This window comes from Pectobacterium parvum (assembly GCF_020971565.1).
Classification (GTDB): Bacteria; Pseudomonadota; Gammaproteobacteria; order Enterobacterales; family Enterobacteriaceae; genus Pectobacterium; species Pectobacterium polare.
In genome coordinates, this window is the sequence record NZ_CP087392.1 from 3,458,086 (window position 1) to 3,480,313 (window position 22,228).

Consider the following 22,228-nt stretch of genomic DNA (forward strand, 5'->3'; position numbering starts at 1 on the left):
TAATGCCAGTCAGTTAAGCAACTGACTGGCTGTTTTTCTTCGCTTTTCGATATTTATAAGGCCTTTCTTTCACCACTCTCGGGAAGGTTCTTTCTCTTCTTATCGGCAGCTTCACCATCTGTCCCATACTCTCCAGATCTCGCAGTAGTTCAGGGATACGACCCGGCGATGCACCCTGAAGCGTCATCAACATCCTCATGACCAGCCCGCAGGATTCTGAGAAGCTCAGCTGATTTGGCCAGTAACCTTTCAGTTGACTGGCCATTTTAATCATCTGATATCTCACGAGATTATACGCCAGCAGCACACCCCATAACTCCTGCTCCACAAGTTCCGGTTTTTTGCTTCTCAGTGTCAGTCTGCTCAGTTGCATTGTCTGTTTGATTTCACGGTAACCCAACTCGATTTCCCAACGGTGACTGTAAAGCTCAACCATTTCACCTCCCGGATAACGCATGCCATCAGTCATCGAAGTCAGTAACTGATAGATTTTTCCTTTACGGCTATAGGTCAGTAATCGGGCTGTCACTTCTGTACTCAGTCCCGGCCATTTTTTGCGGGATTGTGGCGTAGTTTTCAACTGTACCAGATGATCGCCTTTTCCCAGTTTCCACCTCCTCGTAACGGGTACCTTTCTTAAGCGGTATCATCCAGTGTCGGTGTTCTCCCGCACGCTTCCAGCATTCAGCAACCCTAATGAGTAATACCCTTTATCGAGCAGCGTCAGCGTATTATCTGCGGTCTGGTCTATCAGTTGCTCAGCCAGGTATATTCGCTGTCTTTCATCGTACCGAAGGCTGCTGCGGTTATCAGATGGCTGGTCAGCTCCATCTGACAGACCATTTTGACCTGCGGGTAGGTAGGGTTGGCCGCAGTAAGTCTGGCGCGGGAAGGCGGTATCATTTTCAGGTGTTTCCTGTGTGCGCCAGACGACGCCATCCATCGCCAGTAACGTCAATCCACACCAGTGGGGATGCGCCACAGCGTTGTGCCACAAGTGAGCGGTGTGCGTGAACACCCGTCGAACGGCGTCACTTCCGAGCCGCTGTCAGCCTGGATAACCGCGCTGGGAGCAACAAAGGGACGGTTACCGGGCAGCATAATATCCAGCCGATTGACAATCTGATGAAGCGGCTCCTTACGTTCAAGCGCCATGCCGACAACGCACCAGACCATCATTTCGAGAGGAAGACGGCGTTTACGCAGGGTGACCACGCCGGACTCAGCAAGGCAACGGGCAATAAGTTCTGGGTCAAGAAAGTCGCCAAGAGAAGTCAAAGGATTACGGGTCGAATCGTAACGTGAAACGAGGTCGATGGCCTGAGAGATACGCATAAAAAATCCGGAAATGAAGAACACTTCCGGATTCTTACACAGCTATTGGATCGTTCAACTGATCCTTAACTGATCAGCATTACTCATCAGAAGGTGGTTTAGGACTGATAATAAAGCAGGCGTGGAGTTTCCCCCACGCCTGCTTATTTGTACTCAAATGATCTCACTGATTAATTTACGCGATCTTATTGGTTGTAAGCACTCTCGCCATGGCTGTTAACGTCCAGACCTTCGCGCTCTTGATCTTCAGGTACACGCAGGCCGACAACCATATCCGCGATCTTGAAGGCGACAAATGCCACTACGCCAGACCACACCAGACAAACCATCACGCTGAACAGCTGCACCCAAACTTGGTGTGCCATCGTCACGCCTTCCGCATAGCCAGTACCGCCCAGTGATGCAGAGGTGAATACGCCAGTCAGGATACAACCAACGATGCCGCACACGCCGTGAACACCGAACACATCACACGGGTCATCCACACGCAGCCATCTTTTCAGTACCGTTACGCCCCACAGGCCTGCAACACCACCAGTCAGACCGATGATCAGTGCACCGCCGACGCCAACCGTACCCGCAGCAGGCGTGATTGCCACCAGACCCGCGATACAACCAGAGCATGCGCCCAGCAGAGAAGGCTTACCTCGAGTCATCCACTCACCACCAACCCATGCCAGAATTGCAGCAGCCGTCGCGACAACGGTATTCAGGAAAGCCAGAGCAGCGATACCGTTCGCAGCACCTGCAGAACCCGCATTGAAACCAAACCAGCCGATATACAGGATCGCCGTACCGATAAACACCATCGGCAGGTTATGCGGTTTGAAGGCTTCTTTGCCAAAACCGGCACGTTTTCCCAGCAGGTAAGCACCAACCAACCCAGCAACCGCGGCGTTAATATGAACGACCGTGCCGCCAGCAAAGTCCAGCGCGCCATCCGCAGCCAAGTAGCCACCGCCCCAGACCATGTGCGTCATCGGCAGGTAGGAGAATGTCAGCCACAGCGCCACGAAGATCAACACGGCGGAGAAACGAATACGCTCAGCAATCGCCCCGACAATCAGCGCAACCGTGATACAAGCAAAGGAAGCCTGATAAGCCACGTGCACGAACTGATAGAAGGTGCCACTGATGGATTCAATCCCGATGCCTTTCAGCATAAAGGTGCTGAAACCACCGAAGAAGGCATTACCTTCGCTGAAGGCCAGGCTATATCCGTAAACCACCCACAGGATACAGACCATCGCGAACGTTACGCTCACCTGCGTCATCATGGACAGTACGTTCTTAGAACGAATCAGGCCGCCGTAAAACAGTGCAATGCCCGGTATAGTCATAAAGAGTACCAGTACGGTACAAATCATAATAAAAGCGTTGTCCGCTTTATCAATCGTCGGTGTCGCAGCCATTGCCCAGGTCGGGAGTAATGCCGCCACACCGAGACCTAATGAAGAGAGTAGTTTTTTCATTTTCATCCATCCCTATTTACGTATCTACGCTAGGTGTTGTTAAAGTGCGGCTTCGTCAGTTTCACCCGTACGAATACGGATAACTCTTTGCAATTCGGCGACAAAAATTTTGCCATCACCAATTTTTCCGGTGTACGCGGATTTGCTGATGACGTCGATCACTTCATCCAGTTGGTCGTCTGCAATCGCGATATCAATTTTTACCTTAGGTAAAAAGTTAACGCTGTATTCCGCGCCGCGGTATAGCTCCGCGTGTCCTTTCTGACGACCAAACCCTTTCACCTCAGTGACGGTGAGTCCCTGGATGCCGACAGAAGATAACGCTTCACGTACATCTTCCAGCTTGAATGGTTTTATCACCACAGTAACCAGTTTCATTTATCTTCCCCCTAGCCATTATGTTCAGGCTTTCGCCCGTCACTTGTTCGATTACATGCTCTATGAAGTCGGTCTACGTCATGACTAAAGCAAAGGGTGTGCCATAAATGATTTATCTGGCACAAATCAGGAAAGAGAACGCAATTAACGATAAGAAAGGGCAAAAATAAAACCCGGTGGGGAAAGAAGTGTAGGAAGAATCGGGCGAGAATTGCACTAATTTAGTGCATAACGAGTATTTTCAGTGCAGCGGGGGGGAAACCTGAATCATGATGCTTATTGATGGTGCGAAGCCATGAATAGACTGTCGGTCTGCACCACACAAGGCGGTGCAGACCGAGATACTATCTCAGGTAAGTCTCAGTGCGCAGGGCAAGGCTCCGTGCTGGTGGCGGCAAGATCCTCTCCGGCGAGCTGCAATTGATACATTTGATAATAGCGCCCCTGCTGTTGCAGCAGTTGCTCATGCGTTCCCCGCTCAACGGTTTGCCCACGATGGAGCACCATAATCGTGTCGGCCTCAACGATAGTGGAAAGCCGATGGGCGATGATAATCAAGGTCGTTTGTTCCCTGATAATGCGCAGCGCCTTTTGCACAGCCTGCTCCGTACCCGAGTCAATATTCGCCGTCGCTTCATCGAGAATCAGGATTTTAGGCGTTTGCACCAGTACTCGCGCAATCGCCAGCAACTGCTTCTGTCCGGTAGACAGGTTATTCCCCTGCTCACCAATGCGCGTGTGCAATCCTTCAGGGAAAGCATGAACCAGTTCGGCAAGCTGCACCACTTCCAGCACGCGCCAGACGGCCTCTTCGCTGATATCACGTCCCAGCGTTACATTCACAAACATGGATTCCGCCAGCACAACCGGATCCTGTTGCACCATTGCCACATTTTGGCGCAACACCGCATGGGAAAGCGTCGACAGCGGACGGCCATCAAGACGAATCTCGCCCTCATCCGGCGCGTAATACCCCATAAGCAAACTGGCTAGCGTACTTTTCCCACTGCCGGTATGTCCGACCAGCGCGACGAATCCGCGCTCAGGTATCGTCAGAGAAATATTCTGTAGCACACGTTTTTCTGTGCCATACGAGAAAGAAACCTCGTCAATATCGACGCGCCCCGTCGCCAGAGGACAATCATCATCACCGTAGCTTTGCTTTTTGCCATCCATCAATTCAAAGATGCGCTCACCAGCGACGATCGCCTGCTGTAGCATGGACTGCTGGGTTGTCAGTTCAATCAGCGGTTCATTCAGACGGCCCAAATAGTTGATAAACGCGTACAAGACCCCGACGCCAACCGCTCCCATTGAGCTGAAACCGAATTGGATTAATAAGCCACACAGCACCATTGCGGCAAACAGACTCAGCAACGGCCTCAGCAGGAAACCTTCCAGACGCAAGGCCTTCATCCGCGCTTCATAATGTTCATAGCTGGCTGCACCCAATTTCTTGCCAAAGCGAGCCTGCTGGCGAAACTGCTGAATGACGCCCATGCCATTAATCACTTCGTTGAAACCATCATTAATGTCGGCCAGATAGCTTCGTACCTTGCGCACAGTCGGCGTACTAAAGCGATGGTACAGCACCATAACCGTCGCTACCGCAGGGAAAATCATCAACGCAACCAGTGCCATCTGCCAGTTCAGACTGAACATCGCCACCAGCATGGCACCAACCAGCGCCGCACTGCGTAATACCGTTGACACCACCATGACGTACAGGTCTTTGACCACTTCGGTGTCATTGGTAACGCGTGAAATCAGTTGCCCGACAGGCTGCGTATCAAATGTACTCAGCGGCTGGCGCAACGCCGCATCCATCACATCAATACGCAGTTGCTGAACGACACCGACCGCGACTCGGTTAAACAGCAGCGTCTGAAAATAGTGCAGCGAGGCCGCCAGAATTTGCAGCAGGATATAGACCATAGCCAGACCAGCTGCAATCGCCAGCGGGAATTGGCCTTTTGCTATCAAATCATCAATAAAATAGCTCACTAACACAGGGCCTGAGACTTCAGCGATTGCGGCAATCCACAGCATCAGGACGCCCTGCATCAGCGGTTTTCGCCAGGGGGAACCATAGGCCAGCAGACGTTTCAGGGTTGGCCAAAACTGTTGAGGGCTATTCATTTTTCGTTCCTTCCAACTGCGGCACATCATCCAGCGCCGCCTCCAGCTGTTGATAACGGTACATATCCCGATACCAGCCAGGTTGTGCCGCCAGCGTCCGGTGTGTACCACGCTGCACCGTTTGTCCTTGCTGCAACACCACAATTTCATTCGCTTCGGTTAAGGCCGACAGGCGGTGTGCGCTAATGATCACCGTCCGTTTTTCACCCCATGTTTTGAGATTCTGTAAAATCTGGTGTTCCGTTCGCCCATCAACCGCAGACAACGCATCGTCCAGCACCAGAATTTCAGCATCCAGCAATAATGCACGGGCAATCGCGATCCGCTGTTTTTGACCGCCTGATAGCATTACGCCGCGCTCTCCGACCTCTGTCTGATAACCCTGAGGCAAACGCAGAATGTCGTCATGCACGCTGGCAAGCCGTGCCGCTTCTTCAATCTCTTGTTGGGTAGCATCAGGCCGACCCAGTGCGATGTTTTGCGCCACCGTATCGGAAAACAAAAAGGGCATTTGCCCCACAACGGCAAAACGGTTCCGCAGTTCATCCAACCGAATAGCGCTCAATGGACGATCGTGATAACGAATCTCTCCCGACTGGGCATCGAAATGACGCAATATCAACGCCAGCAGCGTACTTTTTCCCGATCCTGTCGGTCCACATAGCCCCAGCATATTGCCCGGTGCCAGCGTAAACTGAATATGTTGTAAAGCATCACGGGTATTATCCGGGTAGCGAAACGCGGAGATATTCACCTCAAGCACACCCCGCTCGGCAGGTAATGATTCCTCACCGTCTTTCACCACGAGCTCTTCCGCAAGCAGCTGTCGAATACGGCTATATGCCGCGCTACCACGCTCAACAATATTAAACATCCAGGCCAGCGCCAGCATCGGCCAGATCATCAACCCCAGATACATGACAAAGCTGGTCAACAAGCCTAACGTCAGCGAACCGTTAATCACCATCCAACTGCCGCCACCAATCGCCAGCAAATTCGACAGCCCGACGGCAATATAAATCGTGGGATCAAAGCGGGCATCAACTCGGGCAACGTGCATGTTCTTGGCACCAGCATCTGCCGCAACCTGCGCAAAACGCGCGGACTGATAGTTTTCCAACCCGAAGGCTTTAATCATTCGAATGCTGGTCAAACCTTCCTGCGCCTGATCGTTAAGCGAAGAAAACGCGGCCTGTGCGGATTTAAAACGGTTATGCAATTGGGTGCCATAACGTTTGATGAAAATCGCCATGACCGGCATCGGAAGCAGCGCCAGCAGGGTCAGTTCCCAACTGATTTGAGTACACATGACAACCAGCACGGCACAACCCATCACCATCGAATCGACCAGAGTCAGCACGCCCTCTCCGGCGGCAAAGACCACGCGATCAACATCGTTAGTCGCTCGCGCCATCAGATCGCCAGTTCGGTGACGTTGATAAAATGCCGGATGCTGGCGGCTCAGTTGGCGGTAAAAATCCTCTCGTAGCTCAACCGCCAACTGGTATGACGCACCAAACAAGAACACTCGCCACACATAGCGCAGCAGATAGACCATGACGGCAGTCAGCAGCATCACGCCAATCCACTTCATCATTTCGGTCATCGACATGCCGTGCTGCGTTACACCATCGACAATCACGCCGACCAGTTTAGGGGGCAGCAATTGCAGAATCGCAATCGCAATCAATAGCGCAACAGCACCCAGATAGCGCCGCCATTCGCGGCGAAAATACCAACTCAGTTGAGCAAACAGTCTCACGCGGTTTTCATTCCAATAGCCAAACGGGTCATGACAGACTCAGACAAGTGATTATACAAAAGACGGATATACGATGAATCACAGGGATAAGGGCAGTGCCGTGGTATGTTTGATTCGTTCCATAGCAAAGCTAGATGTTACATCGACCAGCCCGGGAATACCATTCACCAGCCGCTTATAGAAATCATCATAGCTTTTCATATCAGCAACCTGAACCTGCATCAGGTAATCGTATTCGCCAGCCATACGATAGAAAGCCAGCACCTCCGGCATGTCGGACACTACGCGGGTGAAAGTCTGATACCAGTCACGGTTGTGCTGCTGCGTCTTCAATAAGACAAACGCCGTCAGCCCTAACCCCAGGCGCTCATTATCCAGCAACGCCACCCGAGCCCGGATGATTCCTTCCTCCTCCAGACGCTTCAGTCGTTTCCAGCACGGCGTAGATGTCAGATTAACCGCATCGGCCAGCGTCTGTAGTGAAAGTGTGCAATCCTGTTGCAGCATATTCAGCAGTGTGCGATCAATTTTATCTAGCATAGTTTTACCTAATATAGCCCGCCGATAGAAAACCTTGCCCTACTTTCCCCCATTAAGAGAGAAAAGCAATGTTCTTCCCATTAAAAATCGCCTTCAATATTCACTGACAACATCAAAAAACCACATCACCATTCGATAATGAAAAATCATAATGGATTGTATAATATGGAATTTCATTACCTTTTACAGAAGGTAATACGATAAGCAGACAGATTGATTTCTACAATTCATTACGCATCAGCCAGTGACGTGTTTTATGCCAATCAGGAGTGGCGAAACGATGACAAAGGATAAAAACAATAAACTCAGTACTATAGGTATGATTTTGGGCGCAATCGGATTAGTGATTGCCGTATCTTACTTTTGGGTCGGACCATCAACACCAGAAGTACCGATTGAAGAGCGAATCGCAGAAAAAATTGTCTCCATCCGTGATACTACGTTGGATAGATTAATAGGAAAAGCGGCGCCCACACCACCACAGCAATCCTCATTCAATGAAGAGCGGTTAGTGATTGCAGCAACATCCGTATTAGGTTGCCTTGCGATAATTTTCGCTGTTTTCGGCTTCGCTCGCCGTGAATCCACCAGACCTTGCATGAGCGCAGCCATGCTTGGTATCGCTGTGATCGCATTCCCTTTCATTATCAGTGCCATCAATATGGCGTTCGCTTTAATGGCTCTCGTTGTGCTAGCTGCAGCCATCGCCATGTTTTTTGGGTAAGCATCCCTCAGCCATGAAAATGGAAAATATTCCCAAAAAACCAGAAATAAAGAGTAAATAATTTCATTAAATTGGTCATGAAGAGATAAAAAGATAACCTTTTTATCCTGAAAACTCGTTACTCTATTCGCATCACTGCCTAACCGAGTTTTCATCATGACCAATGCCTGGGTTAAAAATGCCATCAGCGCTATCGAAGCAGATTTTCAGCGTTCGGCTGATACGCATCTTATCCGTCTAACCCTGCCGGATTATCCGGGTATCTATTTTTACCTCAAAGATGAAAGCACGCATCCCAGCGGCAGCCTGAAGCATCGCCTAGCTCGTTCCTTATTTCTCTACGGGCTGTGCAACGGCTGGATTAAAGAAGGCACGCCGATTATCGAAGCATCATCCGGCAGCACCGCCGTCTCAGAAGCCTACTTTGCACGTTTGCTTGGCCTGCCATTTATCGCCGTCATGCCCTCCTGCACCGCAAAAAAGAAAATCGAGCAAATCGCTTTCTATGGCGGACGCTGCCATTTTGTCGAGCAGGCGGGACAAATCTATGCCGCATCCGAACAGCTCGCACAAGAGATGAACGGCCATTATATGGATCAGTTCACCTACGCTGAACGTGCCACCGACTGGCGTGGCAACAACAATATTGCCGATAGCATTTACCGCCAAATGGCACGTGAACCGCATACCGTGCCGGATTACATCGTGATGAGCGCAGGAACTGGCGGTACGTCAGCCACGCTCGGACGCTACATTCGCTATCAGGGGCTGGATACGCAACTGGTCGTCGTCGATCCAGAAAACTCCGTCTTCTACGACTGCTACCAGCAGCGTGATCGTTCCATCACTGGCCCGTGCGGCAGTCGGATCGAAGGTATTGGTCGCCCGCGTGCCGAACCGTCTTTTATTCCTGACGTCATTGATAGCATGATCAAAGTGCCGGACGCTGCCAGCATCGCAACACTGTACTGGCTGGAAAGTGTGTTAGGTCGCAAAGCGGGAGCCTCTACCGGCACCAACGTCTGGGGGATGCTGCAACTGGCCAAAGAGATGGTGAACCGGGGTCAAAAAGGCGCGATTGTGACCCTGCTTTGCGACAGCGGCGAACGTTATCTGGACACCTACTACAACAGCAACTGGGTAGAAAAAAATATCGGTGACATTAGCCCTTATCTCAGTGTACTGAACAACTCAGAGATAGCTCACCTTTCCCCTGAATCCAACCTGACGTGAGGCTAGCGTATTCCGCATGCAGTCGCAGCGCTGAATGCGGGCTATTTTCTAGGTAACATGGTTTTTTCAGATAACCGAGCTTTTCAGATAACAGGTTTTTTCAGCTAACAGAGCTTTTCAGGTAAAATAGCGGCTTTACACCGCAGTGCGTTACAGACGTATTGCGGTTAACGTCGCGTTAAGGTGAATGAAGAATGAAGCGTGCTGTTGTCGTTTTTAGCGGTGGACAAGATTCCACAACCTGCCTGATTCAGGCTCTGCAAGATTATGATGACGTCCACTGCATCACCTTCGATTATTGGCAACGCCACCGCGCAGAAATTGATGTCGCTCGGGAACTCAGCCAGAAACTGGGCGCAACGGCGCATAAGGTTCTGGATGTCGGCTTGCTGAATGAGCTCGCCACCAGCAGCCTGACGCGTGACAGCATTCCTGTTCCCGATTACGACGCTAATGCACAAGGCATCCCCAACACTTTTGTTCCGGGAAGAAACATTCTTTTCCTGACGCTCGCCGCTATCTACGCCTATCAGGTTGGTGCAGAAGCCGTCATTACCGGCGTGTGTGAGACCGATTTTTCCGGTTACCCAGATTGTCGCGACGAATTCGTCAAAGCGCTAAATCAGGCTATTGTTTTAGGTATTGCCCGCGATATCCGTTTTGAAACCCCGCTGATGTGGCTTAATAAGGCCGAAACCTGGGCGCTGGCTGACCATTACCAGCAACTCGATACCGTTCGTTACCACACGCTAACCTGCTATAACGGCATCAAAGGTGAGGGGTGTGGTCAATGTGCCGCCTGCCATCTGCGAGCAAACGGGCTTGCACAGTATCAAAATGACTCCGTGGCTGTCATGGCATCGCTGAAGCAGAAAGCAGGGTTACGCTGAGACTTCACGTCGCCATACAAAACCCTACACGCAGAAACATTACACAATGTAAAAACAGCAGGCCATGCTTACAGAGAGTGGCCTGCTGCTTCATGTTAACGGCGAATCTCGTTTAGGTGTTCCAGCAACTCTCCCTCCAGCGGCAGTGATTTTTGCGTCGATAAATCGATACAGACAAACGTCAGCGTGGCATCCGCCACATCGCTTTCATCAGACACTCGGGTTATCTTCTGACTGATCACGCCACTCTTCGTATTCATCTGCAGTAATTCACTATCAATACGCAGCACGTCACCGAGAACGGTAGGCTTGCGATAGTTGATATTGATGTTCACCACGACGAAAGCGATATTGTTGCTATGCATCCAGCCAAAAGCGGGCAACGTTTCCAGCCATTGCCAACGCGCTTCTTCCAGAAACTCCAGATAGCGCGCGTTATTAACGTGCTGATAAACATCAATGTGATAACCACGAACGGTAATGAAAGTCTGCATGGCGGTAATACTCCTGTGACAACACCAACAACTGGTATGACCTGATAATTAGCCTAGCAGAGGTTCGCAGCCCAGAGGAAGTGCTCGACTGGGCTGCGACTGATATCACAGTTTTAAACGAGAGAGATTTCGCTCAACCAACGCAGCCCCAATTCCCGGGACCTCAGTTAATTGATCGATCTGGGTAAAAGGACCATTTTGCTCACGATAGTTAACGATCGCTTCCGCCTTTTTAAGGCCGACACCGTTCATTATTTCCGCCAAATCAGCAGCGTTTGCTGCATTAATGCTTACCTTATCCTCGTCACCATCAGGAAGCGTTGCTTTTTCCGCTTTCTGATCTGCTGGGGCAGACTTCACCGCTGTCGCCGTACTGTCGGCGGCTTTAGGTGCCGCCTGCCCCAGTAATGGCAACCCAGACAAACTCATTCCGATGATTAAACACAGTGCTTTTATTCCTGATTTTTTCATGCTGTTTCCTCCTTGTGTGTGACAGCACGGCTACCTTGCCGCAGACCCATCAACACCGCAAACAGCAGAATTTAAATGTGGAAAAGGCCGCGAAAGCGGCCTTTTGTTGTTGCAACGATTTGCAAATTTTTGCGGAGCTTATTGCTGTTCTTGCGCCGCATTGCCCATCTTGATTTTCGCTTCACTACGCAAGCTGGACAGCAGAGAATCAAACAGCGCGCCCAGAGAACCTTGCTGAACCTGGCTGGAAAACTGTGTTTTCTGCTCATCATTTAGCTGATGTGGCGTCACGCTATCCAGCGCGACCAGCACGACATTACCGGCTTGATCCTGAGTAATCGCATAAGATGGCTTATCTTTCTCTGGATGTGGCATAGCAAAGATTGCTTCGGCCGTTGCATCACCCTGAGAGATAGAAGACATCGTTTTTGCCTCACCAAAGCTCAGACCTGCAGCTTTAAGCGCGTCGTCTTTGCCTTGTTTCAGCTCAGCCAGAATTTTTTCAGCGTCTACACGAGTCTGCTGTTCAGCTTTCTGACGTTTCAGCGTCTCTACGATCTCGGTACGAACCTGATCCAGAGGGCGAGTACTTTCAGGCTTGTGCTCAGTGATACGCAGAACGAAAGCACGATCGCCGTCGACGTTAATCACATCGGAGTTGTTGCCCGCAGCACCGTTTTCGCCCAACAGCGCACCGCTAAAGATAGCCTGCGTTACCGGCTGGAAGTTCAGCGCAGCGGGAACTTTCTCACGCGTAAACCAGTCGGTCTGCGTTGCTTTCACGCCGGCAGCTTCTTCTGCTGAAGCCAGAGATTCGTTGTCATTGCTGGCCGCTTCGCTGACTTTTTGTTGCAGCGCATAGTAACCATCCTGCGCTTTCTCGTGCTTCACTTTCTCAGCGATCTCGGCACGCACTTCGCTCAGCGGTTTGACCTGCTGCGGCTGAACATCATCCAGACGCACAACCAGATAGCCAACAGATGATTTAATCGCTTCGGAAACCTGACCTTTCTCCGTCAGTTTTGCCTGCTTCAACTCATCAATCATGCTGTTTTCGTCCATCCATCCCAGATCGCCACCGTTGCGGCGCGAGATAACGTCCGTTGATTTTTCTTTCGCCAGCGTAGCGAAATCACCACCTTGTTTCAGCGCATCCAGAACAGACGCTGCATCGGCCTCATTCTTCACCTGAATAACGCTGAATTTTTTGCGCTCAGGTTGGGAATAATCGCTCTTGTTCTGTTCGTAGAAATCGTTGATGGCAGCATCGTCTACTTTCACGCCGTCCATGATGCTTGCCGCATCCAGCGAGATATAGCTGACTTTGAATTCTTCTGGTGCGATGAAATTTCCTTTGTTTTGATCGTAATAACTCTGGATCTCATCGTCAGCAACCGTCTGCGCTTTCGCCTTGGCAGCAATATCAATGGTTGCAACACGGACAACGCGATCTTGTGCAGCCAGTTTCACCAGGTTATCGATCTCCTGCGGCAGCAGGAACGCGGTATTGCCAAAGCCACGAATCAACTGCTGTGAAGTCAGTTGTTTACGCAGCATCTGAGCATACATATCCGGTGTGACGCCAAGACGACGAACCTGATCCAGATACTTTTCATTATCAAAACGGTTGTTGGTCTGAAACGTGGGAACGTCAAAGATCGCCTGTTTGATTTGCTCATCACTGATGTTAAGTCCCAGCTTGTTGGCATACTGATCCAGCAAGGTTTCATCAATGAGTTGGGAGAGTGCCTGCCTACGCAATTGCTGCATGTAGCCGTCATTACTCGCCAGAAGAGAGAAATTCTCACCCAAGGCTTCCTGCTGACGACTGCGTTCGTTCTGTACCGCCTGCTCAAGCTGTGCGCGGGTAATTTCCTGCCCGTTCACCTTTGCAGCGTAATCTCCTGAACCACCAATAAGATAATCACCAACGCCAGTTAGAACGAATGATGCGATGATCAAAGCAAGAATAATTTTGAGCACGACGTTATTCGCGGCCGTACGTAAATTGTCCATCATAATGTGACAACACTCCGCTGTAGAATGGATAAAACTCCCTGCGCTGGCCGGAGCCATGCATCCTTGCGATTGCTATAGCCCAATACAAGGCTAGGGCGCATTTAAGCTTATTGCCCGCCACGTTTTGCCATGTGTCGGGTATGTATAGTCCTAATAAATAAAAGGCACATCATAAAATGATGCGCCTCGTATCTTACCCTACCAATATCATTGCGTCAGGTATTGTTTGGCACCCAAAGTGGTTATCAGCCAAACCTGTGACGTAATAATCAGTTAACGGCGTCTTTCAGCGTTTTACCAGCACGGAATCCTGGTACTTTCGCCGCAGGGATACTGATTTCTTTACCAGTTTGCGGGTTACGGCCGGTACGAGCAGCACGTTCACGCACTGAGAAAGTACCAAAACCAACCAAAGCAACATCATCCCCTTCTTTCAGGGATTCGGTAACGGAACCAATAATTGCATCCAACACACGCCCTGCTGCCGCTTTGGAAATATCAGCATCTGCGGCAATTTTGTCGATCAATTGTGACTTGTTCACTCTGTCATCCCCTCTGGAATTCTCTTATCGCGCTTCATTGTCCCAAGACGCGACACGTGACTTATTATCAATACTGTCATGCCTAGCCAGTTATGGCTAAAACTAACAGTGCTCTAACTTAGCGGTACAAAAAAAAGCTGGCAAGCACGATTTCACTCACCAGCCCTGATTTTCTCAAGGGTTTTTGCGACAGGTCACTATTTTGCCTTGGCTTTGGTCTTGGCTTTAGGCGCCGTGACCACCTGCATGCCAGAAGGCGCATTCAGCAATGCGAGTGCCAATACTTCCTCGATACGTTTCACCGGATGGATTTCCAGATCGGCAATCACGTTCTGTGGGATATCTTCCAGATCGCGTTTGTTGTCATCAGGAATCAATACCGTCTTGATGCCACCACGGTGTGCTGCCAGCAGTTTCTCTTTCAGACCACCAATCGGCAGTACCAGACCACGCAGGGTAATCTCACCCGTCATCGCCACATCGGCACGCACCGGGTTCCCGGTCAAACAAGAAACCAGTGCGGTACACATAGCGATACCTGCACTCGGACCGTCTTTCGGCGTTGCACCTTCTGGAACGTGAACGTGGATATCACGCTTCTCGTAAAAATCAGCATTGATGCCTAATTTTTCTGCACGGGCGCGAACCACGGTAAGCGCAGCCTGAATCGACTCCTGCATGACCTCACCCAACGAACCGGTATAAGTCAGCTTACCTTTGCCCGGTACGCAGGCAGTTTCAATCGTCAACAGATCGCCGCCAACTTCCGTCCAGGCCAGTCCGGTCACCTGCCCTACGCGATTTTCATCGTCCGCACGACCATAGTCAAAACGCTGTACCCCAAGGAAATCCTTAAGGTTATCGCCCGAAATCTGGATATGCTTAGTGGATTTATCCATCAACAGCGTTTTTACTGCTTTACGGCACAACTTGGAGATTTCACGCTCCAGGCTACGCACGCCAGCTTCACGCGTGTAATAACGGATAATGCCAACAATCGCGCTGTCTTCTACCGAGATCTCACCATTTTTCAGCGCATTACGTTCGATCTGTTTCGGCAGCAGATGCTGTTTGGCGATATTCAGTTTTTCGTCTTCGGTATAGCCGGAAAGACGAATGACTTCCATACGGTCAAGCAACGGTGCTGGGATGTTCATCGAGTTAGACGTCGCAACAAACATCACGTCGGACAGATCGTAGTCGACTTCCAGATAGTGATCGTTAAACGCCACATTCTGTTCAGGATCGAGTACTTCCAGCAAGGCAGAGGCCGGATCGCCACGCATATCAGAAGACATCTTGTCGATCTCATCCAGCAGGAAGAGTGGGTTTTTCACACCAACTTTTGCCATTTTCTGGATCAGTTTGCCCGGCATTGAACCGATATAGGTACGACGGTGCCCGCGGATTTCCGCTTCGTCACGCACGCCACCCAGCGCCATACGCACATACTGACGTCCAGTCGCTTTGGCGATAGACTGACCGAGCGAGGTTTTACCCACGCCTGGCGGCCCCACCAGACACAGAATCGGCCCTCTGATCTTGCTGACACGGCTCTGTACTGCGAGATATTCAAGGATGCGTTCTTTCACGCGATCCAGACCATAATGATCGGTATCCAGCATTTCCTGCGCTTTCAGCAAGTCTTTCTTCACTTTGCTACGCGCATTCCACGGTACCTGCACCATCCAGTCGATATAGCTGCGCACCACTGTCGCTTCCGCTGACATCGGTGACATCATTTTCAGCTTTTGTAATTCGGCTTCGGCTTTCTCACGCGCGTCTTTCGGCATTTTCGCCGCTTCAATCTTGCGTTTTAACGCTTCGTGTTCATCCGGTGCGTCATCCATCTCACCCAGCTCTTTCTGAATCGCTTTCATTTGCTCATTCAGATAGTACTCACGCTGGCTTTTTTCCATTTGCTTCTTAACGCGGCCACGAATCCGTTTTTCTACCTGCAACAGGTCTATTTCGGATTCCATCATCGCCATCAGATACTCCAAACGTTCAGTAATATCGAACATTTCAAGTACAGACTGCTTATCAGCCAATTTCAGCGGCATGTGCGCAGCAATGGTGTCGGCCAAACGCGCAGCATCATCAATGCTGTTCAGCGATGTCAGCACTTCCGGCGGGATCTTCTTGTTCAGCTTGATGTATCCCTCAAACTGATTGACCGCCGTGCGCATGAGCACTTCTTGCTCGCGCTCATCAATCGCTGGGGAATCAAGATATTCTGCGTGTGCAGCGAAATGTTCACCGCTATCAGAAAGCGTCGTAATACGCGCACGCTGTAACCCTTCGACCAGCACTTTTACCGTGCCGTCCGGCAGTTTCAGCATTTGAAGAATTGAGGCTACCGTCCCTACCGAGAAAAGATCGTTAATACTTGGCTCATCCGTTGAGGCTTCTTTCTGTGCCACCAGCATGATCTTCTTATCATGATCCATTGCGGCTTCAAGGCACCGAATCGATTTCTCCCGACCAACAAACAACGGAATGACCATGTGCGGATAAACCACCACATCGCGCAATGGCAATACGGGGATTTCTATGCGTTCGGAACGCTCAGGGTTCATAGAGCTCTCTCTTAGTTTCGTTTCCGCCATAGGTTATGGGAATCTCGTGAAACGCGGTTTTCACGGGTTTCATCAAATAGGTATTTGAGTATATGGGGATAAATGTCTCACATTCAACGACCAGCATGCGTGTAAAAAACAAATGGGGGATAAAATCCCCCATTTTTATTTTTTGATACAGCCAAATTGATTAATTATTCGCCGGAAGCCTGCTGTGTCTCAGGTTTGCCATAGATCAGCAATGGTTCGGACTGGCCCGCAATAACGGATTCATCAATGACGACTTTATCCACGCTTTCCAACGATGGCAGGTCATACATGGTATCCAGCAAAGCAGCTTCAACGATAGAACGCAGACCACGTGCACCGGTTTTACGCACCATCGCTTTCTTAGCAATCGCCGTCAGCGCTTCATCGCGGAATTCCAGCTCAACGCCTTCCAGATTGAACAGCGCCTGATACTGTTTGGTCAGCGCATTCTTCGGCTCACGCAGAATCTGAATCAGCGCGTCTTCGCTCAGTTCTCTCAGCGTAGCAACGACGGGCAGACGACCGATAAACTCAGGAATCAAACCGAATTTAATCAAATCACCTGGCTCAACCTTGCCCAACAACTCGCCTTCTGTCGCTTTATCTGCGGTGCCTTTAACCGTTGCGTTAAAGCCGATGCCGCGTCCCGTGTCGGTACGCTGCTCAATCACTTTGTCCAGACCCGCGAACGCACCGCCACAGATAAAGAGGATCTTGGAGGTATCAACCTGCAAGAACTCCTGCTGCGGATGCTTACGGCCACCCTGCGGTGGAACCGCTGCGATAGTACCTTCGATCAGTTTCAGCAGAGCCTGCTGAACGCCTTCACCCGATACATCGCGGGTAATCGATGGGTTGTCTGACTTACGAGAAATCTTGTCGATTTCATCGATGTAGACAATGCCACGCTGCGCTTTCTGCACATCGTAATCGCACTTCTGCAACAGTTTCTGAATGATGTTCTCAACATCTTCACCGACGTAGCCCGCTTCAGTCAGCGTAGTCGCATCCGCCATAGTGAACGGAACGTCCAGGAAGCGCGCCAGCGTTTCAGCCAGCAGCGTTTTACCGCTCCCCGTAGGACCGATCAGCAGGATGTTACTTTTACCCAGTTCGATCCCGTTGCTGCTGTCACCATTACGCAAGCGTTTATAGTGGTTATATACCGCAACGGCCAACACCTTCTTGGCCTGCTCTTGACCGATGACGTAATCGTCAAGGTGGCGGCGAATTTCGTGTGGCGTCGGCAACGCACTGCGCTCACGGTGGGGCGCTACTTCCTTAATTTCTTCGCGAATAATGTCGTTACACAAGTCAACACATTCATCGCAGATATACACCGACGGCCCGGCAATCAGCTTACGCACTTCATGCTGGCTTTTGCCGCAAAAAGAGCAGTACAGTAACTTTCCTGAACCGTCTTTGCGCTTATCTGTCATGAGTTAAACCTCTTTTTCGTCTTTTGCCCGCAGGCCAACCACAGCGATACCGCTACAACGAACGCCGATACTTATAGCTAATACGCGTAAAATAACCTCGCACAACAGACTATCGGTCGAACACTGATTTTTAGCTACACCAGATCGCTAATATGGCGAATTATTACCCACGGTTAGTGAATACGGAGTCTACCAAACCGTAGTCTACTGCCTCACTGGCAGAGAGGAAACGATCGCGCTCGGTGTCTCTCTCTATCGCTTCAAGAGGCTGACCCGTATGTTTCGCCATCAGCTCATTCATCTTGGCTTTCACTTTCAGTATTTCTTTTGCATGGATTTCAATATCCGTTGCCTGCCCCTGGAAACCACCCAATGGCTGGTGAATCATGACGCGCGAGTTAGGCAGGCAAATACGTTTGCCTTTGGCTCCCGCCGTCAACAGGAACGCGCCCATGGAACAAGCCTGTCCCATACAGATCGTGCTGACATCCGGTTTGATAAACTGCATGGTGTCATAAATAGACATACCGGCAGTAATGACGCCACCTGGAGAGTTAATGTACAGATAAATATCTTTTTCTGGGTTTTCAGCTTCCAGAAACAGCATCTGTGCCACAACCAGATTCGCCATGTGATCTTCAACCTGACCAGTCAGGAAGATTATCCGTTCTTTTAGCAGACGGGAATAGATATCGTAAGAACGTTCCCCGCGAGAGGTCTGTTCAACCACCATCGGCACTAACGCCATATGAGGTGCTTGTCTTTCTTGTTCGCCACTGTATGACATTCACGTCTCCTAGATAAAATGCGTCCGGCACTCTTAGCGTTGTTCAATCAATTGCATTGTTCAATTCTACTAGAGATAGGGGGGGATGACTACGGAACCCTGTCTCGTCCTTGCTGAACAACCCATACGGCCGAGAATCCTTACCTGCTGTGCCTACTTTTCCTCTTCAGTGAGTGGGGGCACACGCATTGTATTTCAAGCTTACACTATCAATCGTTCTCTATTAAAGAGCCAATTATTTTATTCTTAACTCGTTATCGGAACGGCAACGCTGCAGTTTAACTCGTTGCCTTACCTGACAAATTCGCAGCCTGAGTTAACTGTATGACTTAATAGTAGTGCAATTTCAGGCGGTCATTCCTCGTGTATCCCCTGACAGGAACACCAAATACGACGTAGCATCCAAACGATCATCATCAGTATTGCACAAAGCACCAAGCAAAAAGCCCGCGCCATAAGGCACGGGCTTTTGATAGGGAAGCATCCCCGCTACGCAATAAACAATGTTGATATCAACAAGGTTTATGCCGTAGTCGTTTGATTCATCAGTTCGTTGAAGCTTACTAATTTCTCAACAACTTTCGCTTTAGCAAGCACGGTTTCTACCGCTTGCTCTTCCAGAGCGACGTTACGCATGTTGTTCAGCAGCTCTTTGTTTTTGCTGTAGAACTCGATAACTTCCTGCGGATCTTCGTAAGCAGAAGCCATCTCTTCGATCAGTGCATTAACGCGTGCTTCGTCAGCTTTCAGCTCATTGCTGCTGATGACTTCGCCCAGCAACAGACCGATAACAACGCGGCGTTTAGCTTGCTCTTCGAACAGCTCACGCGGTAATTCCTGCGCTTGCTTCTCGTTGCCGCCAAAACGCTGTGCAGCCTGACGACGCAGAACGTCGATTTCGCCATCGATCAGTGCAACTGGCACGTCGATTTCGTTGGCGTTGATCAGTCCGTCCAGAACCTGAGTTTTAACACGGTTACGCACCGCGCCTTTCAACTCACGTTCCATATTTTTACGAACTTCAGCACGCAGACCTTCCTGAGAACCATCAGCCACGCCGAAACGTTTGATGAATTCTTCAGTCAGTTCAGGCAGCTCACGCTCTTCAACTTTCTTCAGGACGATAGCGAACTGAGCCGCTTTTCCTTTCAGGTTTTCAGCGTGGTAATCTTCTGGGAAGTTCACGTTGATAGTGAATTCTTCACCCGCTTTGTGCCCAACGATGCCATCTTCAAAGCCTGGGATCATGCGATTCTGGCCCATTGCCAGAACGAAGTCAGACGCTTTTCCGCCTTCGAAGACTTCACCATCGATAGAACCGGTGAAATCGATCGTTGCACGATCTTCCGCTGCCGCAGCACGGTCAGTTTCTTTCCAGGTAGCCTGTTGCTTACGCAGCGTGTCCAGCATGGTATCAACGTCAGCATCAGTGACTTCAACAACCGGTTTTTCAACTTCGATTGCATCCAGACCTTTCAGCTCGACTTCTGGGTACACGTCAAATTCAACAGAGTAAGTGAAGTCGCCACCTACGGCATATTCGCCAGGGATGTAGTTAGGCGCGCCAACTGGATTAATTTTTTCTTTGATGATCGCGTCAACAAAGTTGCGCTGCATCAGGTCACCCAATACGTCCTGACGCACAGAGGCACCATAACGCTGAGCAACAACATTCATCGGCACTTTGCCTTTACGAAAACCGTCAATACGTACTTTTTTGGCCGTGTTGACCAGCTCGCTCTTCACCGCACTCTCAATGATGTCAGCAGCAACGGTAATCGTTACGCGACGTCCCAGACCTTGAGTTGTTTCAACTGAAACTTGCATCTTATTACCTCAAAAAATCACAGTGATCGGTCAACCCCAAAACTATTCTCGCGACGAAAAACTCTCACGACAGCGACACTTACTCAGACTGCCGCCACCGAAGGCGTACAGCTCGAATCAACCTCGCAGAACCGGGAAATTGCCAACCCCGTCCTTGTAGTCAGAAGCGTCCCGAATACATTCAGGAAAAAATTAGACGCGTATTATAGCGATATAGAGAGGATGAGTCGAGAACGGCGGGCGGACTATTACAGCAACGGATTCACACTTTTGTCAGTAACCCGCCCTGAATATGTCAGGAACGGGCCATATTAATGACTTAAGAAAGGATGCCAGCGCCACCGCAAGGCGGTGAAGAAGGTACGGCATTTTGCAAACTGGTCCACTCTTTTGCCGTATAGGTATGCAGCGCTAACGCATGCACTGACCCTGCCAGCTCCGTAGCCAGCACGGCATAGACTGCACGATGTCGACCAATCACGCGTTCGCCTGTAAATTTATCGCTGACCAGTACAACTTTAAAATGGCTTTCTGCTCCCGCAGGCACGTTGTGACGATAACTCTCATCAGTCACTTCTAAATGAACGGGTTCAAAACCCACACGCAGCTTGTCTTCTATCGTTTCACGCATCATACGGCTACCCTTTCGGCTTGGGGAAAATTTGATATCAACGCGACATGACTGTCATTCACCGATGCCCGAATCATTATAACCTCATCGTTTTTCAACCTGTTATGCGTAAAAACAGCATCGCGAGAAGAAAGCTGTACGCTACGGGTTGATATATCATCGACGGTCTTGATGTGATAAAAACGGTTTTTCTAGGTCAAAAGCGTGAAAAAGATGAATTTCAGGACAATTTACCTGCTATCGGATCTTTTTCCTGCCTGTGGCGATGATATGATATCAACAATATTTGTCAGCTCACCACACTAATCATTACTGAGAAAATACGAATGTTAAAAAAATTATTTTTCCCTCTTCTGGCCGTAATTCTGCTTGCAGGATGTGCAGCAAAAAGCAACACCTTGAACATCACCCCAAAAATTAGCGTGCCTTCTCAGGATCCGACGCTGATGGGCGTAACGATTAGCATCAATGGTGCAGACCAGCGCGCCGATCAGGCTCTGGCGAAAGTGAATCGCGATGGCCAACTGATTACGCTGACGCCTTCTCGCGATCTGCGTTTCCTGTTGCAAGAAGCGTTGGAAAAGCAAATGACCGCACGCGGTTACATGATCGGAACTGGTGGCCCAGTCGCCTTGCAGATCGTGGTTAACCACCTGTACGCTGACGTCTCCGAAGGCAACCTGCGCTACAACATCACCACCAAAGCGGATATCTCGATCATTTCTCAGGCAGCGAATGGCAACAAGCAGGTGAAGAACTACCGCTCAACCTATAATGTTCAGGGCGCGTTTACTGCCAATAACGAAAATATTACCAATGCCGTTAACACGGTGTTAGGCGATGTCATCAACGACATGGCGCAAGACACGACTGTAAGTAGCTTCATCAAAGAAAACGCCCGTTAATTTCTGTACGCCGCTTCCCTTGCTCCTGAAC

At 50.1% G+C, this 22,228-nt stretch carries 18 protein-coding genes and 1 pseudogene; 4 read left to right on the forward strand and 15 right to left on the reverse strand.

Annotation, left to right across the window (positions count from 1 at the left end):
- Positions 1 to 13 precede the first annotated feature (13 nt).
- The 6 genes and pseudogenes from LOZ86_RS15525 to LOZ86_RS15550 form a co-directional block, all read right to left on the reverse strand.
- Positions 14 to 1,335 (reverse strand): annotated as a pseudogene (locus LOZ86_RS15525) (IS4 family transposase).
- 185 nt (positions 1,336 to 1,520) lie between these two features.
- Positions 1,521 to 2,807, reverse strand: a complete 1,287-nt coding sequence (gene amtB / locus LOZ86_RS15530; RefSeq protein ID WP_039485503.1) for an ammonium transporter AmtB — start codon at positions 2,805 to 2,807, stop codon at positions 1,521 to 1,523.
- Positions 2,808 to 2,846: 39 nt separating this feature from the next.
- A complete protein-coding gene (gene glnK / locus LOZ86_RS15535; RefSeq protein ID WP_039485501.1) occupies positions 2,847 to 3,185 on the reverse strand; it encodes a P-II family nitrogen regulator in 339 nt (112 codons plus the stop codon).
- Positions 3,186 to 3,545: 360 nt separating this feature from the next.
- Positions 3,546 to 5,324 (reverse strand): SmdB family multidrug efflux ABC transporter permease/ATP-binding protein, encoded by a 1,779-nt coding sequence (locus tag LOZ86_RS15540; RefSeq protein WP_039485499.1) that lies wholly within the window; start codon positions 5,322 to 5,324, stop codon positions 3,546 to 3,548.
- Positions 5,317 to 7,086: a SmdA family multidrug ABC transporter permease/ATP-binding protein gene (locus LOZ86_RS15545; RefSeq protein WP_039485497.1), complete on the reverse strand. Its 1,770-nt coding sequence runs from the start codon at positions 7,084 to 7,086 to the stop codon at positions 5,317 to 5,319. Before LOZ86_RS15545 ends, LOZ86_RS15540 begins: the two co-directional genes overlap by 8 nt.
- Positions 7,087 to 7,164: 78 nt before the next feature.
- The gene (locus tag LOZ86_RS15550) at positions 7,165 to 7,626 is read right to left on the reverse strand and encodes an Lrp/AsnC family transcriptional regulator (protein ID WP_005976040.1); all 462 of its coding nucleotides are present in this window, start codon (positions 7,624 to 7,626) and stop codon (positions 7,165 to 7,167) included.
- A 280-nt stretch (positions 7,627 to 7,906) separates the two neighbouring features.
- Here LOZ86_RS15550 and LOZ86_RS15555 point away from each other — a divergent pair, with 280 nt between their 5' ends.
- From LOZ86_RS15555 to queC, 3 genes are all read left to right on the forward strand, one after another.
- A complete protein-coding gene (locus LOZ86_RS15555) occupies positions 7,907 to 8,350 on the forward strand; it encodes a hypothetical protein (protein ID WP_072012400.1) in 444 nt (147 codons plus the stop codon).
- A gap of 156 nt (positions 8,351 to 8,506) precedes the next feature.
- Positions 8,507 to 9,583 carry a PLP-dependent cysteine synthase family protein gene (locus tag LOZ86_RS15560; protein WP_039485492.1) on the forward strand — a complete coding sequence of 359 codons (1,077 nt, stop codon included), beginning with the start codon at positions 8,507 to 8,509 and terminating at the stop codon, positions 9,581 to 9,583.
- A 194-nt stretch (positions 9,584 to 9,777) separates the two neighbouring features.
- Entirely contained in the window at positions 9,778 to 10,473 is a 696-nt protein-coding gene (gene queC, locus LOZ86_RS15565; RefSeq protein WP_230242277.1) for a 7-cyano-7-deazaguanine synthase QueC, read from the forward strand.
- Between the two features lie 95 nt (positions 10,474 to 10,568).
- Here queC and LOZ86_RS15570 read toward each other — a convergent pair whose 3' ends face one another.
- The 9 genes from LOZ86_RS15570 to bolA form a co-directional block, all read right to left on the reverse strand.
- Positions 10,569 to 10,967: an acyl-CoA thioesterase gene (locus LOZ86_RS15570; RefSeq protein WP_230242279.1), complete on the reverse strand. Its 399-nt coding sequence runs from the start codon at positions 10,965 to 10,967 to the stop codon at positions 10,569 to 10,571.
- 105 nt (positions 10,968 to 11,072) lie between these two features.
- Complete coding sequence (locus tag LOZ86_RS15575) at positions 11,073 to 11,438, reverse strand: helix-hairpin-helix domain-containing protein (protein ID WP_039485488.1); 366 nt, start codon at positions 11,436 to 11,438, stop codon at positions 11,073 to 11,075.
- A gap of 138 nt (positions 11,439 to 11,576) precedes the next feature.
- Positions 11,577 to 13,457, reverse strand: a complete 1,881-nt coding sequence (gene ppiD, locus LOZ86_RS15580; protein ID WP_039485487.1) for a peptidylprolyl isomerase — start codon at positions 13,455 to 13,457, stop codon at positions 11,577 to 11,579.
- A gap of 269 nt (positions 13,458 to 13,726) precedes the next feature.
- Entirely contained in the window at positions 13,727 to 13,999 is a 273-nt protein-coding gene (gene hupB / locus LOZ86_RS15585; protein WP_005976031.1) for a nucleoid-associated protein HU-beta, read from the reverse strand.
- A gap of 197 nt (positions 14,000 to 14,196) precedes the next feature.
- Positions 14,197 to 16,578: an endopeptidase La gene (gene lon / locus LOZ86_RS15590; RefSeq protein ID WP_039485486.1), complete on the reverse strand. Its 2,382-nt coding sequence runs from the start codon at positions 16,576 to 16,578 to the stop codon at positions 14,197 to 14,199.
- A 194-nt stretch (positions 16,579 to 16,772) separates the two neighbouring features.
- The gene (clpX, locus tag LOZ86_RS15595; protein ID WP_039485483.1) at positions 16,773 to 18,047 is read right to left on the reverse strand and encodes an ATP-dependent protease ATP-binding subunit ClpX; all 1,275 of its coding nucleotides are present in this window, start codon (positions 18,045 to 18,047) and stop codon (positions 16,773 to 16,775) included.
- 163 nt (positions 18,048 to 18,210) lie between these two features.
- Complete coding sequence (gene clpP, locus LOZ86_RS15600; RefSeq protein WP_010282141.1) at positions 18,211 to 18,834, reverse strand: ATP-dependent Clp endopeptidase proteolytic subunit ClpP; 624 nt, start codon at positions 18,832 to 18,834, stop codon at positions 18,211 to 18,213.
- A gap of 522 nt (positions 18,835 to 19,356) precedes the next feature.
- Positions 19,357 to 20,661 carry a trigger factor gene (gene tig / locus LOZ86_RS15605; protein ID WP_039485480.1) on the reverse strand — a complete coding sequence of 435 codons (1,305 nt, stop codon included), beginning with the start codon at positions 20,659 to 20,661 and terminating at the stop codon, positions 19,357 to 19,359.
- 319 nt (positions 20,662 to 20,980) lie between these two features.
- Complete coding sequence (bolA, locus tag LOZ86_RS15610; RefSeq protein WP_039485477.1) at positions 20,981 to 21,295, reverse strand: transcriptional regulator BolA; 315 nt, start codon at positions 21,293 to 21,295, stop codon at positions 20,981 to 20,983.
- 323 nt (positions 21,296 to 21,618) lie between these two features.
- On the opposite strand from bolA, the gene LOZ86_RS15615 reads away from it, so the two are divergent.
- Positions 21,619 to 22,197 carry a lipoprotein gene (locus tag LOZ86_RS15615; RefSeq protein ID WP_010304166.1) on the forward strand — a complete coding sequence of 193 codons (579 nt, stop codon included), beginning with the start codon at positions 21,619 to 21,621 and terminating at the stop codon, positions 22,195 to 22,197.
- The last annotated feature ends 31 nt before the right edge of the window (positions 22,198 to 22,228 follow it).

Excerpts from the sequence above, each read along its gene's own strand:
- amtB (WP_039485503.1), bottom strand. The coding sequence starts at position 2,807 with ATGAAAAAACTACTCTCTTCATTAGGTCTCGGTGTGGCGGCATTACTC.
- glnK (WP_039485501.1), bottom strand. The coding sequence starts at position 3,185 with ATGAAACTGGTTACTGTGGTGATAAAACCATTCAAGCTGGAAGATGTA.
- LOZ86_RS15540 (WP_039485499.1), bottom strand. The coding sequence starts at position 5,324 with ATGAATAGCCCTCAACAGTTTTGGCCAACCCTGAAACGTCTGCTGGCC.
- LOZ86_RS15550 (WP_005976040.1), bottom strand. The coding sequence starts at position 7,626 with ATGCTAGATAAAATTGATCGCACACTGCTGAATATGCTGCAACAGGAT.
- LOZ86_RS15555 (WP_072012400.1), top strand. The coding sequence starts at position 7,907 with ATGACAAAGGATAAAAACAATAAACTCAGTACTATAGGTATGATTTTG.
- LOZ86_RS15560 (WP_039485492.1), top strand. The coding sequence starts at position 8,507 with ATGACCAATGCCTGGGTTAAAAATGCCATCAGCGCTATCGAAGCAGAT.
- queC (WP_230242277.1), top strand. The coding sequence starts at position 9,778 with ATGAAGCGTGCTGTTGTCGTTTTTAGCGGTGGACAAGATTCCACAACC.
- LOZ86_RS15570 (WP_230242279.1), bottom strand. The coding sequence starts at position 10,967 with ATGCAGACTTTCATTACCGTTCGTGGTTATCACATTGATGTTTATCAG.
- LOZ86_RS15575 (WP_039485488.1), bottom strand. The coding sequence starts at position 11,438 with ATGAAAAAATCAGGAATAAAAGCACTGTGTTTAATCATCGGAATGAGT.
- ppiD (WP_039485487.1), bottom strand. The coding sequence starts at position 13,457 with ATGATGGACAATTTACGTACGGCCGCGAATAACGTCGTGCTCAAAATT.
- lon (WP_039485486.1), bottom strand. The coding sequence starts at position 16,578 with ATGAACCCTGAGCGTTCCGAACGCATAGAAATCCCCGTATTGCCATTG.
- clpX (WP_039485483.1), bottom strand. The coding sequence starts at position 18,047 with ATGACAGATAAGCGCAAAGACGGTTCAGGAAAGTTACTGTACTGCTCT.
- clpP (WP_010282141.1), bottom strand. The coding sequence starts at position 18,834 with ATGTCATACAGTGGCGAACAAGAAAGACAAGCACCTCATATGGCGTTA.
- tig (WP_039485480.1), bottom strand. The coding sequence starts at position 20,661 with ATGCAAGTTTCAGTTGAAACAACTCAAGGTCTGGGACGTCGCGTAACG.
- bolA (WP_039485477.1), bottom strand. The coding sequence starts at position 21,295 with ATGATGCGTGAAACGATAGAAGACAAGCTGCGTGTGGGTTTTGAACCC.
- LOZ86_RS15615 (WP_010304166.1), top strand. The coding sequence starts at position 21,619 with ATGTTAAAAAAATTATTTTTCCCTCTTCTGGCCGTAATTCTGCTTGCA.